This is a genomic window from Sandarakinorhabdus glacialis (assembly GCF_014643455.1).
Taxonomy (GTDB): domain Bacteria; phylum Pseudomonadota; class Alphaproteobacteria; order Sphingomonadales; family Sphingomonadaceae; genus Sandarakinorhabdus; species Sandarakinorhabdus glacialis.
Window position 1 is genome coordinate 78,067 of the sequence record NZ_BMJM01000011.1, and the last position, 14,338, is coordinate 92,404.

The 14,338-nt window shown below is 67.7% G+C and carries 11 protein-coding genes; 6 read left to right on the plus strand and 5 right to left on the minus strand.

Annotation, left to right across the window (positions count from 1 at the left end; all coding sequences use genetic code 11):
• Positions 1–26: 26 nt before the first annotated feature.
• The 4 genes from IEW98_RS13655 to IEW98_RS13670 form a co-directional block, all read right to left on the minus strand.
• The gene (locus IEW98_RS13655; RefSeq protein ID WP_188763653.1) at positions 27–3,644 is read right to left on the minus strand and encodes a hydantoinase B/oxoprolinase family protein; all 3,618 of its coding nucleotides are present in this window, start codon (positions 3,642–3,644) and stop codon (positions 27–29) included.
• A gap of 293 nt (positions 3,645–3,937) precedes the next feature.
• Entirely contained in the window at positions 3,938–4,708 is a 771-nt protein-coding gene (locus IEW98_RS13660; protein WP_188763655.1) for an ABC transporter ATP-binding protein, read from the minus strand.
• Positions 4,705–5,670, minus strand: a complete 966-nt coding sequence (locus IEW98_RS13665) for a FecCD family ABC transporter permease (protein ID WP_188763657.1) — start codon at positions 5,668–5,670, stop codon at positions 4,705–4,707. The genes IEW98_RS13660 and IEW98_RS13665 overlap by 4 nt, the downstream gene beginning before the upstream one ends.
• 277 nt (positions 5,671–5,947) lie before the next feature.
• Positions 5,948–6,826, minus strand: a complete 879-nt coding sequence (locus tag IEW98_RS13670; RefSeq protein ID WP_243450770.1) for an enoyl-CoA hydratase — start codon at positions 6,824–6,826, stop codon at positions 5,948–5,950.
• Here IEW98_RS13670 and IEW98_RS13675 point away from each other — a divergent pair.
• The 6 genes from IEW98_RS13675 to IEW98_RS13695 all read left to right on the plus strand — a co-directional run bounded on the left by IEW98_RS13675 (position 6,816) and on the right by IEW98_RS13695 (position 12,529).
• Complete coding sequence (locus IEW98_RS13675; protein ID WP_188763659.1) at positions 6,816–7,640, plus strand: enoyl-CoA hydratase/isomerase family protein; 825 nt, start codon at positions 6,816–6,818, stop codon at positions 7,638–7,640. The two genes, IEW98_RS13670 and IEW98_RS13675, sit on opposite strands and share 11 nt — an antisense overlap.
• A gap of 107 nt (positions 7,641–7,747) precedes the next feature.
• The gene (locus tag IEW98_RS13680; RefSeq protein WP_188763661.1) at positions 7,748–8,191 is read left to right on the plus strand and encodes a DUF1810 domain-containing protein; all 444 of its coding nucleotides are present in this window, start codon (positions 7,748–7,750) and stop codon (positions 8,189–8,191) included.
• A complete protein-coding gene (locus IEW98_RS13685; RefSeq protein ID WP_243450771.1) occupies positions 8,167–10,296 on the plus strand; it encodes a DEAD/DEAH box helicase in 2,130 nt (709 codons plus the stop codon). Before IEW98_RS13680 ends, IEW98_RS13685 begins: the two co-directional genes overlap by 25 nt.
• Positions 10,200–11,162 carry a TRCF domain-containing protein gene (locus IEW98_RS16565; RefSeq protein ID WP_243450772.1) on the plus strand — a complete coding sequence of 321 codons (963 nt, stop codon included), beginning with the start codon at positions 10,200–10,202 and terminating at the stop codon, positions 11,160–11,162. Before IEW98_RS13685 ends, IEW98_RS16565 begins: the two co-directional genes overlap by 97 nt.
• Before the next feature lie 122 nt (positions 11,163–11,284).
• Positions 11,285–12,076: a response regulator transcription factor gene (locus tag IEW98_RS13690; protein ID WP_188763663.1), complete on the plus strand. Its 792-nt coding sequence runs from the start codon at positions 11,285–11,287 to the stop codon at positions 12,074–12,076.
• Between the two features lie 258 nt (positions 12,077–12,334).
• Complete coding sequence (locus IEW98_RS13695) at positions 12,335–12,529, plus strand: hypothetical protein (RefSeq protein ID WP_188763664.1); 195 nt, start codon at positions 12,335–12,337, stop codon at positions 12,527–12,529.
• A gap of 57 nt (positions 12,530–12,586) precedes the next feature.
• Here the strand turns inward: IEW98_RS13695 and IEW98_RS13700 are convergent, their stop codons facing one another.
• The gene (locus tag IEW98_RS13700) at positions 12,587–14,203 is read right to left on the minus strand and encodes a TonB-dependent receptor (protein ID WP_371870784.1); all 1,617 of its coding nucleotides are present in this window, start codon (positions 14,201–14,203) and stop codon (positions 12,587–12,589) included.
• Positions 14,204–14,338: the final 135 nt, after the last annotated feature.

Consider the following 14,338-nt stretch of genomic DNA (forward strand, 5'->3'; position numbering starts at 1 on the left):
GTCCCGGGTCGAGCCCGGGATGACAGTTATTTTCTTGGGCCGTAGGCGCCGCCGCCGGGGGTTTCGATGACGATGGCGTCGCCGGCGGCGAGGTTGGTGCGGGCGGTGGTGCCAAGGATTTCGGTGCTGCCGTCGGTGCGCTCGACGGTGGTTCGGCCGGGGCTGGCGGGGGTGCCGCCTGACAGGCCGAAGGGGGCGATGCGGCGGCGGTTGGAGAGGATTCCGGCGGTCATCGGTTCGCGGAAGCGGATACGGCGGAGGGCGCCGTCGCCGCCGTTGTGCTGGCCTTTTCCGCCTGATTCCAGGCGGATAGCGAAATCTTCGACGATGACGGGGAAGCGGGTTTCGAGGACTTCGGGGTCGGTGAGGCGGCTATTGGTCATGTGGGTCTGGACGGCGCTGGTGCCGTGGAACCCGGGGCCGGCGCCGGAGCCGCCGGCGATGGTTTCGTAATATTGGTAATCGGCGTTGCCGAAAGTGAAATTGTTCATCGTGCCTTGCGCAGCGGCCATGACGCCGAGGGCGCCGAAAAGTGCGTCGGTGATGACCTGGCTGGTTTCGACGTTGCCGGCGACGACGGCGGCGGGGTAGGCGGGATTGAGCATTGAACCCGCTGGAACGATTAGGTTTATTGGGCGGAGGCAGCCGTCATTAAGAGGTAGGTCGCCGGTGGTCAGGCAGCGGAAGACGTAGAGCACGGCGGCGCGGCAGACCGAGAGCGGGGCGTTGAAATTGTCGGGGAGTTGGGCGCTGGTGCCGGTAAAATCGACGGTGGCTGTGGTGTTTTCGATGGTGATGGCGACTTTGACGATGGCGCCGTTGTCCATTTCGTAGGCGAAATTGCCGGGTTTGAGGTGCTTGATGGCGGCGCGGACTGCGGTTTCGGCGTTGTCCTGGACGTGGGCCATATAGGCGGCGACGGTGTCGTGGCCGAAGGATTCGCCGAGGTTTATCAGTTCGTTGGCGCCGCGGGTGCAGGCGGCCAGTTGCGCCTGGAGGTCGCCGAGGCAGCGGGCGGGATCGCGGGCGGGGTATTTTCCGGACGACAGCAGCGCAAGGGTTTCGGCTTCGAGGAGGCGGCCCTGGTCGACGAGCAGGACATTGTCGATGAGGACGCCTTCTTCATCGACGCTGCGGCTGTCGGGGGGCATCGAGCCGGGGGTGGTGCCGCCGATATCGGCCTGGTGGCCGCGGGCGGCGGTCCAGTAGGCTAGGGTGTCTCCGACGAATACCGGCATGATTACAGTGACATCAGGGAGGTGGGTGCCCCCGTTATAGGGGGCGTTGAGCATATAGGCGTCGTGGGGGAGTATGCCGCGACCGTCGTTTTGGCGGGCGGACTGGATGGCGCGGACGCTGTCGCCCATCGAGCCGAGATGGACGGGCATGTGCGGGGCGTTGGCGATGAGATGGCCGGCGGTGTCGAACAGCGCACAGGAAAAGTCGAGCCTTTCCTTGATGTTGACCGACCAGGCAGTGGTCTGCAGGGCGACGCCCATCTGCTCGGCGATGCCCATGAAGCGGTTGGCGAAGATTTCGAGGCGGACGGGATCGGCTTCGGTGGAGGATTTTTGGGCGGTGAGCCCGGCGTTGCGGGCGAGGATCAGGTTGAGGTGGTCGTCGACGGTGACGTTCCAGCCGGGTTCGACGATGGTGGTGGCGCTGGGGTCGATGATGACGACGGGACCGGGGTGTGACCAGCCTTTGGGGAGCGTGTTTCGGTCATGGAATGGGGTTTGACGGGATTGTCCGGAGGTGAAGACGGGATGGTTTTTACCTTGGGATAGGGTTTTCGGAGTGGGTTCGGGGAGATGGGGTTTTTGGGCGCGGGAGATTCCGATGGCTTCGACGGCGATGCTATCGAGAATCAGGTCGTCGGTGGCGGTGAGGAAGCCGAACCGGCGCTGTTGTTCGGCGGCGAAGGCGGTGGCCATTTCGGCTGGGGAGGCGAGGGGGAGGTCGAGGGGAGTGTCGCTGCCGGCGTAGCGGATGCGGGCTCGGGTTTGGGTTTCGATGTGGTCGAAGGGGAGGTTTTGGGCGGTTAGGGCGGTGATGGCTGATTTGGTTAGTTCGGAGAGGGTGGCTTCGATTTCGGGGGGCGGGAGATGGGCCCCGGCCTTCGCCGGGGTGACGGCAGAAGAAGCCGGGGTAACGGCAGAAGATAGGGGCAGGTTCAGGGTGGCTTCGCGGAGGACGCGGACGTCGGCTAGGCCGATGCCGTAGGCGCTTAGGACGCCGGCGAGGGGGTGGACCATGATGCGCTCGATGCCGAGGGCGTCGGCGACCAGGCAGGCGTGTTGGCCGGCGGCGCCGCCGAAACAGGCGAGGGTGTAGGTCGAGACGTCGTGGCCGCGGGCGATCGAGATGCCTTTTATGGCGGCGGCCATGGTTTCTACGGCGATGCTGATGGCGCCCTCCGCGACGGCTTCGGGGGTGGAGTTCATCTCCGTAGCGAGGGCGGCGAATTTGGCGGTGACGGTTTCGGTGTCGAGGGATTCGTCGGCATTGGGGCCGAAGAGGGCGGGGAAATATTCGGGCTGAAGCTTGCCGAGGAGGACGTTGCAATCGGTGACTGTCAGCGGGCCGTTGTTTCGGTAGGCGGCGGGGCCGGGGCGGGCGCCGGCGCTTTCTGGGCCGACGCGGAGCCGGGCGCCGTCGAAGCGGAGGATCGATCCGCCGCCGGCAGCGACCGTGTCGATGCGGAGCATGGGGACGCGGACGCGGACGCCGGCGACGAGGGTTTCGTCGGCGCGCTCGAATTGGCCGTCGTAGTGCGAGACGTCGGTCGAGGTGCCGCCCATGTCGAAGCCGATCAGGCGTTCATGGCCGGCCTGCTTGCCGGTGGCGGCCATGCCGACGATGCCGCCGGCCGGGCCGGACAGGATGGCGTCGCGGCCCTGGAAATGGCTGGCCGCGGCGAGGCCGCCGTTGGATTGCATGAAGAGGAGCGTGGGGGTGTCGCCGGCGAGTTTTTCGAGGCCGGTGGCGACGGTCTCGACATAGTGGCGCAGCGGGGGCGAGAGATAGGCGTCGGCCACGGCGGTGAGACCGCGGGGGACGAGTTTTATGACGGCGCCGACGCTGTGGCTGGTGGTGATCTGGGTGAAGCCGATCTCGGCGGCAATTCCGGCGACGCGGAGCTCGTGGGCGGGGCTGCGCCAGCCGTGCATGAGGACGATGGCGATGCTGCGGAGGCCGTTTTGGTAGTGGATGGTCAGGGCTTCGCGGGCGGTGGCTTCGTTGAGGGGGCGGAGGATTTCGCCGGTGGCGGAGACGCGCTCGTCGATTTCGCAGGTGGCGGCGTGGAGGGGAGCGGGGCGCTTGATTTCGAGCGCGAAAATGTCGGGGCGGGCCTGGTGCCCGATGGTGAGGGCGTCGGCGTGGCCGCGGGTGATGGCTAGCAATGTCGGGGCGCCGGCGCGTTCGAGGAGGGCGTTGGTGGCGACGGTGGTGCCCATTCTTACGGCGGCGATGGGGGCGGAGTCGGTGCCGCGGAGGCGGGCGATGCCTTCGGCGGCGGCGTCGGGGTAATGTTCTGGGTCGTGGCTGAGGAGCTTTGTGGTGGTGAGGTGGCCGGTTGGGGTCAGGGCGACGATGTCGGTGAAGGTGCCGCCGCGGTCGATCCAGAATTCCCAGGTTTTCATGGGGGAGTGGTGAAGGGGGGATTTGGTGGGGTCAAGGGGGGTGGGGTGTGGGCTGGGTGTCGATGGGCTTGTTCCGGAAGGGCGGGAGAAGAAGCTGGGTCCCGGGTCAGGCCCGGGATGACAGGTTTGGAGGGTGGATTGTTTGGGGGGCGTTTGTAAGCACCCACCCCCGACCCCTCCCTTGAAGAAGGGAGGGGAGAAGCAGGTTCGGCATTTTCTTGGGAGGGGAGACACCCCCACCCGGGCCGCGCAAGGGCGCGTCTCTCGCCTCCCCCCTCTAGGGGGAGGACAAGTTAGAGGCGGCCGGTGGGGATTATGTAGCGTTGGCCTTGGGGGGTGTGGCCGATGTGGGCGGCTACGCCGTAGGTTTTTGCGATGAGGTCAGGGGTGAGGACTTCGCCGGGGGGGCCGTGGGCGATGACCTGGCCGGCGCGCATGAGGAGGATTTCGTCGGCGACGCGGGCGGCCTGGTTGAGGTCGTGGAGAACGGTGATGACGCCAGCGCCGGCGGCGGCGATGGCGCGGAGGCTGTCGAGGACGTCGAGTTGGTGGGCCGGGTCGAGGCTGGCGAGGGGCTCGTCGGCGAGGAGCCATTCGGGGGTGCCGGCAAGGACGCGGGCGAGGAGGGCGCGGCCGCGCTCGCCGCCGGACAGGGTGTTGACGATGCGGTCGGCGAACATGGTGGTGTCGGTGGCGGCCATGGCGGCGGCGACGGCGGCGTCGTCCTCGGGGGTGCTGCCCCAGCGGCCGCGGTGAGGGAAGCGGCCCAACGCCACGAGGGTGGCGACATCGACATCCCAGTGCACGTCGGCGGTTTGCGGGAGGAAGCCGATGCGGCGGGCGAGGTCGCGGCGGTCGAGTTGCCCGCGCGGCGTGCCGGACAGGGTGACGCCGCCGCTGTCGGGGAGGCGGATGCCGGTGAGGCACGACAGGAGGCTCGATTTGCCGGCGCCGTTGGGGCCGAGGATGGCGGTGACGCGACCGCGGGTGAAGGTGGCGCTGATATTGTCGAGGACGCGGGTGTTGCCGAGGGTGAGGCTGAGGGCGTGGGCCTGGAGGGTCATGGGAGCTGGCGGCGCATGCGGAGGAGGAGGGCAAGGAAGAACGGCCCGCCGAGCATCGACATGGCGATGCCGAGGCGAAGCTCCGAGACCGTGGGGGCGGCGCGGACGAGGCTGTCGGCGACGACGACGAGGAGCGCGCCGCCGAGCGCCGAGGGGAGCAGGATCGCCGACGGGCGGTGGCCGGCGAGAGGGCGGACGAGGTGGGGGACCATCAGGCCGACGAAGCCTATGATGCCGGCGGCGGCGACCGACGCGCCGACGCAGAGCCCGACGCCGAGGATGACGAGGATCTGCAGGCGGCGGGGATCGACGCCCATCGAGCGCGCCGCGGTCTCGCCGAGGGTGAGGGCGTCGAGCGAGCGGGCGGTGCAGGTGAGGAGGAGGCCGCCGGCGAGGATGGGGGGGGCGGCGATCTGGACATCGTCCCAGCTGCGATCGGTAAGCGCGCCCATCAGCCAGGTGACGATCTGCGAGGTGGCGAAGGGGGTGGGCGCGAGGCTGATGGCGAGGGCGGTCATCGAGCCGGCGATGCTCGAGAGGATGACGCCGCCGAGCGTGAAGACCAGCATCGAGCCGGAGCGGCCGACGAGCAGGGCAAGGAGGGCCATGGCGATGGCGGCGCCGGCGAGGGCGAAGGCGGGCAGGAGGAGTGCGGAGGCAAAGCCGAAGAACAACGAGATGACGGCGCCGAGCGCGGCGCCGGCGGAGATGCCGAACAGGCCGGGGTCGGCCAGGGGGTTGCGGAGGTAACCCTGCATGGCGGCGCCCGACAGGCCGAGGGCGGCGCCGACGAGCGCGCCGAGGACGGCCCTTGGGGCGCGGAGTTCGAGGATGATGAGGAAGCGCGGGTCGGTGAGGGACCAGGCGGTGGCGGGGAGCCAGACTTTGCCGGCGAGGAGGGAGAGGGCCATTGCGGCGGCTAGCGCGGCGGCGAGGGCGAGGTTGAGGCGGGTTGGGGTCATGGGTTTGTCGGGGGAGGTGTCGGGGCGTTTTTCGGGGCGTTCCCGAGATGGGCCCCGGCCTGCGCCGGGGTGACGGGATGAGAGGGGGCCGGGGTGACGGGGCGGGAGGGAGCCGGGGTGACGTAACGCGAAGGAGGAGTGGCGGGCATTTTTGCGTGGTGTGGGGTTTTGGTCGGGGATGCAAGCGGGTTCGCTGGCACGAACGGGCTCGGCGAGTGACTGGCGGCCAGCGAAAGCGGCGTCCTTGGCTAGCGGCCGGAGAAGGCCGCGTCTTTGGCTAGCGGCCGGAGAAGGCCGCGGGGCGTTTTTCGAGGTAGTGGGCGACGCCTTCCTTGAAGTCGTCGGTGGCGAAGCTGGCTTTCATGTCGATGTTGGCGGCGTCGATGGCGGCGCCGAGGCCGGACAGCTGGGCGTTCCAGATTTCGCGCTTCATCGCGGCGAGCGAGCGCGGCGAGACTTCGACGGCGAGCATGCGGGCGTAGGATTGCACTTCGGTAGCGAAATTGGCGTGGGGGACGACGCGGTTGACGAGGCCGAGGGACCTGGCCTCGGCGGCTTCGATGCGGCGGGCGGAGAACAGGATCTCGGCGGCGTTGGCCATGCCGATGAGGCGCGGCAGCAGCCAGGAGATGCCGTGCTCGGCGATCAGCCCGCGGCGGGCGAAGGCGGTCGAGAAGACGGCGAGATCCGACGCGATGCGGATGTCGGTGTAGAGCGCCAGCACCATGCCGAGGCCGGCGCAGGGGCCGTTGATGGCGCCGATAATCGGTTTGGGAACGGCGGGAAACCAGCTGTATTGTTTCTGGAAATCGGGGTGAGCGGAGGTGTCCCAGGGGGTTTCGGGGGCGGTGGGGCGGGTGCTGGTGTCGCCGTCCTGGATGCCTTGGAGGACGTTCATGTCGGCGCCGGCGCAGAAACCACGCCCGGCGCCGGTGAGGACGATGACGCGGACGGCGGGGTCGTCGGTGGCGGCGCGCATGCCGGCGCGGACATCGGCGTCGAGGCTGGCACACCAGGCGTTGAGGCGATCGGGGCGGTTGAGGGTGATGGTCGCGACACCGGCGTCGACGGCGTAGAGAATGTCCGAATAATTGCTCATCGGCTGGTCCTTGTTATGCTGCGCGGCTTGGGTGGGGGCGCGATCGATGGGTGACACTATATTTTCCGGGTTGGAACTCGCCACTGTCTCAACGGACAGTCCGGCGCCAGGGCTGGCGCGGCTGACGCTGAACCGGCCGGCGGCGATGAATGCCTATAGCTTTGCGATGACGCAGGAATTGCTGGCGGGGATCGCGGCGTTTCGGGACGATGATGCGCTGAAGGTGCTGATCTTGACGGGGGCGGGGGAGCGGGCGTTTTGCACGGGTGGCGATGTTTCGGGCGGGGACGGCCATGGATTTGCCGAGGCGCCGATGGGGCACGGTCGGGAGATGCGCGAGGGGATGCAGGCGGTGGTGTTGGCGCTGCGGCGGCTCGACAAGCCGAGCATTGCGATGGTGCGCGGGTTTGCGGTGGCGGGGGGCCTCGCGCTGGCGCTGGCGTGCGATTTCCGGCTGGCGGCGGCGAGCGCGCGGCTGGGAGATACCAGCAACAAGGTCGGGCTGCTGCCGGATGAGGGCGGGGCGTGGCTGTTCCCGCGGGCGATGGGGCATGACCGGGCGTTGAAGATGGTGTTGCTGAGCGAGATTTACGGGGCGGAGGAGGCGGCGCGGCTGGGGCTGGTGACCGAGGTGGTGGCGGACGGATTGCTCGAGGCGCGGACGCTCGAGTTTGCGGCGGCGCTGGCGACGCGGGCGCCGCTGGCGGTGCGGCTGTCGAAGATGATGATGGCGCGGGCGGGGAGTATGACGCTCGAGGAGTCGCTGGTCGATGCGCAGATGGCGGTGATGGTGACCAATCCGAGCGGCGATGTGCGTGAGGGGGTGAAAGCGTTTTTCGAGAAACGGCCGCCGAAGTTCGAGGGGCGATAGGTTAAGCGGAACTTTCCGGGTCGGCTGGCATTGGATTGTCGATGGGCCAGCAGCAGGTGCGACCCTCGCAGTTTGGGGCCATCCGGCCCTTGCAGTTTGGGGGCCATATGGGCGATCCGTTCGCGCTCGATCGTTTCGTGGAGGCACAGCAGCCGGTTTATGCGGCGGCGCTGCGCGAGATCGCCAAGGGCGCCAAGCGTGGCCACTGGATGTGGTTCGTGTTTCCGCAGGTCGCCGGCCTTGGCAGCAGCATGATGGCCGAGCGCTATGCGATTCATTCGTTGGAGGAAGCGCGGGCGTATTTGGCGCATCCGGTGCTTGGGGCCCGGTATCGCGAGTGCACCGAGGCCTTGCAGGACCTGCCGTTCAATCATGCCGAGACGGTGTTCGGGCCGGTCGACACGAAGAAGCTGCGGTCGTCGCTGACGTTGTTTGCAGCCGCGGGCGGGCCGCCGCTGCTGAATGCGGCGATCGAGCGCTGGTTCGGCGGGCGGCGCGACGAGGCGACGCTGATGCGGCTGGAGGCTTGCCAGCAAAGCGCGGCGGCCTGACCTGCGCGGCGTTGCTGGCGGTTGGCATTGCGCGGGCGCTCGAGAGTGACGACGTCGTTTATCTGACCGATGACGACCAGCAGGTCGATGGCCTGGCGGCGGCATTGCAGGCGATCGTGCCGGAAACGGTCGTTGTCTATCTGCCGTCGAGCGATGCGTTGCCGGGCGACGTGGCACCGGCGTCGCCGGCCAACAGCGGCATGCGGGTGGCGGCGTTACAGAAGTTGCGCAGTGCGCAGCAGCAGGGCGAGCTGCGACCGCGGCTGGCTGTCGGCGATCCGATAGAGGCCGATGGATTCGGTGCCTTGCTCGCGGAGCTGGGCTATTTCGGTGACGACCGTGTCGACGAGCCGGGCGAGATGGCGATCATGGGCGATGTGATCGACCTGTTTCCCGCCGACGCCTGGCAGCCGGCGCGGATCGAGGTCGCGGACGGCAGGATTGCGGCGATACGCGCCTATGACCCGGTCAGCCAGCGGACGGTCGCCGAACTGGAGGCGCTGGAGATCGGGCGCGCCAGCGAACCACCGATGGGCGAGCCGGTGCCGGTGCTGGCGCATTTTGCCCCGGCGGTGCTTGGCATGTCCGGGAAGGCCGATAGCCGGCGCCGGCGGTTCCTCAAGCTGGCGGCGGACGCGGCGGGGCGCGGGGGCCGGATCGATGCGGTCGATGAGCCCGTGTGGGCGGCGGCGGTCGAGGCGTGGCGACCGTTGCCGGAGATGGACGGTTGGGAACCGGTGCCGCGATTTGCCGAAGCGGGAACGCCGCTGGCGGCGCTGGCGCGGTTCGTGAAGCCTTTGCTGGCACAGGGACGCCGGCTGGTCTTGGCCGGGAGCGTGCGCGATATTCGGTTCTTGCGCGGCAAGATTGCCAAGCGGCTTGGCCTGGAGGTGCCGCTGGTGGAGTCGTGGGACGATGCTGCCGCAGTTGACGATGGCCTGGCGGCGGCGATCGTGATGCCGGTCGATGCGGGGTTCGTGAGCGATACGGTGGTGCTTGTCGCCGCGGCCGATCTGCTCGGCAGCCGGGCGTTGCTGGGTGATGTGCAGGGGGCGGCGGTCAATCCGTTGCTGGGCAATGGCGCCGAGATCCGGACTGGCGATGTCGTCGTGCACGAGGACCATGGCTTTGCCGTCGTCACCGGGCTCGAGCCGGCGCCGGGGGTAGATGCAGGCAGCGCCGAGATGATTGCGCTGGAATATGCCGATGGGGGCCGGCGGCTGGTGGCGATCGACGATGCCGAGCGGATCTGGCGTTATGGTGCCGATGCCGATGCGGTGACGCTCGACAAGCTCGATGGTTCGTCGTGGAGCAAGCGGCGCGCGGCGATCGATGCGGCGATCGCCGAGACGGCGCGCGGGCTGGCGGCGCTGGCAGCGGAGCGCGAAACGCTGACGGCGCAGGTGATCGACCCCGATGCAGCGGCGTACGAGCGCTTTGCGGGCGGCTTTGCCTTCAACGAGACCGCCGACCAGGCGCGGGCGATCGGCGCGGTGCGGGGTGACCTGGCGCGCGGCAAGCCGATGGACCGGCTGGTCATCTGCGATGTCGGGTACGGCAAGACCGAGGTGGCACTGCGGGCGGCGGCGCTGGCGGCGCTGGCGGGGTACCAGGTGGTGATCGCGGCGCCGACGACGGTGCTGGTGCGCCAGCATCTCGAGAGTTTCAGGCGGCGGTTCGAGGCGTCCGGGATCGAAGTTGCCGGCCTGTCGCGATTGTCGAATGCGGCGGAGAAGAAGCGCGTCAAGGCGGGGCTCGCCGACGGGTCGATCCAGGTCGTCGTCGGCACCGGGGCGGTGATGGCCAAGGGGGTCGAGTACGCGCGGCTGGGGCTGGTGGTCATCGACGAGGAGCAACGGTTCGGAGCGGCCGACAAGACGCGGTTGCGCGGCGGCGGCCGATCCGCACGAGCATCGACCAGTTCGATGATGGCCGGGTCCGGACGGCGTTGCAGCGCGAGAAGACGCGCGGCGGGCAGAGTTTCGTCGTGGTGCCGCGGATCGAGGACATGGCGGCGCTGTCGGAAAAACTGCAGCGCATCGTGCCGGGCCTCAAGCTGGTCGAGGCGCATGGCAAGATGCCCGCGGCGCAGATCGACGAGGTGATGGTCGGGTTCGCCGATGGTGTTGGCGATATCCTTTTGGCGACGAACATTATCGAGGCGGGGCTCGACGTGAAGCGCGCCAATACGATGATCGTCTGGCGGGCGGACCGGTTCGGGCTGGCGCAGCTGCACCAGTTGCGGGGCCGTGTCGGCCGGGGCAATCGGCGTGGGCAGGTGGTTTTGCTGACGCAGGCAGAAGGCGGCATCGCCGAGCGGACGCTCAAGCAGCTGCGGACGCTGGCGACGTTCGACCGGCTGGGGGCGGGGTTCGAGATCAGCGCGCGCGACCTCGATATGCGCGGCGCAGGCGACATGCTGGGGGACACCCAGGCCGGGCACATGAAGTTGATCGGGGTCGAATTATACCAGCATCTGCTCGAGCTGGCGCTGCGACAGGTGCGCGGCGAGGACGTCGACCGCTGGACGCCGGACCTGAACATGGGATCGCCCGGGGCACTGCCGGCGAGTTGGATCCCCGAGGCCGATGTGCGGTTGGGGCTGTATGTCCGACTGGCGCGGTTGGCCGATGCGGCGGCGCTCGAGGGCTTCGAGGCGGAATTGCTCGACCGGTTCGGGCCGCTGCCGGCCGAGGCGGAAAGCCTGTTGGCGCGGGCCCGGTTGCGGCTGTCGGCGCGGACGGCGCGGGTTGGCCGGGTCGATGCCGGGGCGGCGGCGATTGCGCTGACGCTGCGCAAGGATTTTGCCGGCGATACGGCGAAAGCCGGGTTGATGGAGAAAGATGGGCGATTCCTGTTGATCGAGGCGACCGAAGATGCGGATCGCTTCGACCTGGTCCATGCGCTGCTCGAAACGCTTGTTGCCGCCGGTACCGGAAGCAGGGAACCGATGGCGCGTAAGGTTGTTTAACTAATCGTTAACAACATAGGGCGGAAAGTGTTATGGGTGTCAGTTCTCTCGCAGCAGTTGCTTGAGTTTGACGGTGTCTTTCACGGCGCAGGGCCGGGTTGGACTGTGGGCGGGAGTGGGCAATGAGCGGAAATGGCTTTGGTGGGCCGGTCGCCGCAGTCGGCGACAAGAGCGTGGACGTGTTGATTATCGGTGCCGGCGTGCTGGTGTTCGAGGGGTTGAAGCACATCCTGGGGGAGATCGGCTTTACGGCGATCGCGTCGGCCGACGAGGCAGCGGCGCAGGAGTTGCTCAAGCCGGCGGCGACGGCGCCGCGGTTGATCATCGTCGACAGCCATGACTTGCAGCGGGACGTCGGATTTTGCGAGATGCTGCGGCGGCGCTTTGCTTTGAGTCGTCTGGTGATCCTGTCGGACGATTGCACGCTCGAGGTGGTGGCGCGGGGGTTCAGCGCCGGGGTCGATGGTTATCTGGCCAAGTCGACGCCGTGCGAGCCGATGACCGAGGCGCTCAAGCTGGTGATGATGGGCGAGAAGTTCATGCCGGCGTCGGCCTATGGCGGGCTGGCGGGGCTGCGGCCGGCGGGCGATGGCCAGATGTGGCGGGCGGGGCCGCGAGGCGGCCGGCTGTCGGATCGCGAGATCGAGATCCTGGGGTGCGTGGCGCAGGGCGAGGCCAACAAGGCGATCGCGTGGCGGCTCGATATCACCGAGGCGACGGTCAAGGTCCATATCAAGACGATTTTGCGCAAGTTGAACGTCAGCAACCGGACGCAGGCGGCGATCTGGGCGGTGGGGCGCGGGCTGTCGCGCGCCGACAATGGCCGGGCGCCGGGTAATAGACGTGCAACCGCGCTCGGCACGCGGCGCGAACAGGCCGTTGGAGAACGCGTTACTGCGAGATGCGGCGTGTGACCTGTCGGCGCGATGTCGGCGACTGCGATCCAGCAGTCGACAACGCTGGGTCACTGTTGGACGCCTGTTTCGACAGTGATCGAAGGACCTGTATCGGAACAAGTAATTCTGTGAGATACTGAGCCGGCAGCGGGGGCTGCTGGGGGATGTTCAGTGTATTTTCGCCGATCGGCATCGTTTTCGTCACACCGCTGCGCTTCGGCGGGGCGTGTGCTGGAAGAGTCCTTGCCGACAGACCCGTTGCCGGACACCGGGAAGATGGATGCCACGATCTGGTCGGGGGCTTATGCGGTGCACCGGCAATATGGCGACAAGTCGCTGGGGATCGCCCGGATGCGCGTTGCCGCATTGCTGGCGGAAGGCGACCGCGCCGGGCACGATATCTGGTACGAAATCTATCGGACGCTGACGATCCTGGCGCCGCGGAAGAAGAGCGGCACGACCTTGCATTAGACGAGCGAACCGGCTGGGGCCCTGGCAGTCGATAACGACTGCCAGGGGGGCCTGGGGTCAGTAGTTGACGTTCAGCGACAGGATGGCGGTGCGGCCGGCGGCCTGGTTGGCGTAATGGGCCGAATAGGCGCGGTCGAAGTAGCGCTTGTTGGCGACATTGAGGACGTTTGCCTGCAGCTGGATCCGGTCGGTGACGGCGAACGCGGCGTTGGCGTCGAAGCGCCAGTATGCAGGGGCGATACGTGCCAGTTCGCGGGTGACGACGACGGCGCCATTGGTCACGACGCGCGTGTCGGAATAGCCGCCATAGACCTTGCTCATGTAGATGGCGCCGCCGCCCAGGGTGAGGGCGGGTGTGACCTTGTAGTTGGTGAAGGCTGTCAGGCTGTGCTTCGGGGTGTTGGGGAATTGCTTGCCGGTGTTCACCGAGGGGGCGAAATAGGCGACGCCGTTCACTGTCGTGGTGGTGATGCCGCCGTCGACGATATTGGCGTCCATGTAGGTATAGCCGCCGAAGACGTTCCATTCGGGCGTGATGTTGCCGTTGGCGCCGAACTCGACGCCGTTGATGCGACGTTTGCCGATATAGGCGACGACGCCGTTTTCGACGGTGGTGCGGGCGTTCTGGGTCCGGGTGCGGAAACCGGCGAGGGTCAGGGCCAGCTGGCCTTCGAACAGGTCGATCTTGCCGCCGATTTCATACGAGGTGGTGCGCTCGATCTGGAGGGCGTCGGTGATCGACTGTGACGTCGTGTTGAGGGCGTTGCTCTCCTGCCCCTGGGCGAGGAAGGCGCCCGGCGGCGTCGCGGCGGTCGATGTCGAGGCGTAGAGGCTGGCGTTGGGAATGGGCTTGTAGATGATGCCGGCTTGGTAGGTCCAGATATCGTCGTCGCGCTTGAAGGTGCTGCGCATTGCCGTCGAGGTGGCGGCGAGACCGGGGCTGACCTTGGTCTTGTAGTTGTCGAAGCGGCCACCGAGGTTGATCAGCAGCTCGTCGGTGATGGTGATGGTGTCGAACAGCGAGCCGGCGCGGGTGCTGGTGTCGGTCCAGGTCTGGGTCTGGGCGAGGCTTTTCTGGATGGGGGCGAGGGCGGACGAGGTGTCGCTGGCGTAGCTGGCCCAGGGGTCGTTCGGGTTGGGGTTGGCGGCGCTGGTGCAGTTGTAGCGGGCCAGCATGGCGGGGGTGCAGCGCGGCACGATTGTCGAGCCGGTCGAAATCGCGGTGCCGAGCTGCGGGTTGGAGACATAGGCACCGTTGCGGGCGCGCTCGGTGCTGAATTCGGCGCTGGCGGCGAAGCTGTGGCGGAACGAGCCGGTGGCGAAGGTGCCGAACAGGTCGGTCTGGTTTATGAGGCCCTCGGCATAGCCGTAGCGGGAGTTGATGCGGCGCCAGACCTGGCCACCGGCGGTGGCGGGCACGGCGGCGTCGGTGCCATAGACATTGCCCTGCTGGTTGTCGGGCTGGGTCCAGATGTAGTTCTGTTCCGAGCGGCCGTAGCGCGAGGTGTTGCGCAGGGTGACGCCGCCAAAATCATGCTCGGCGCGGGCGGTGATGTTGTCGACGCGGGTTTCGCGGAAGTCGCGGTCGACAAGGCCGTAGAAGGCGCCGCGCGGAATGCTGACGGCAGCGCCGGCGATGGTGGTGAAATTGGTCGCCGGGCTGGTTTCGGTGATGCCGGCGGGGGCGTTGGCGTTGGTGTAGAGTGAGGTGGTCCCGTCTGTTTGGACAGTTTGGCGGCGAAGTTAAGCTAATCCCGGGTTTCGATCATGCCGCCAGTAGGAGTGTTTCCGATGGCGGGGCTAGCCCCG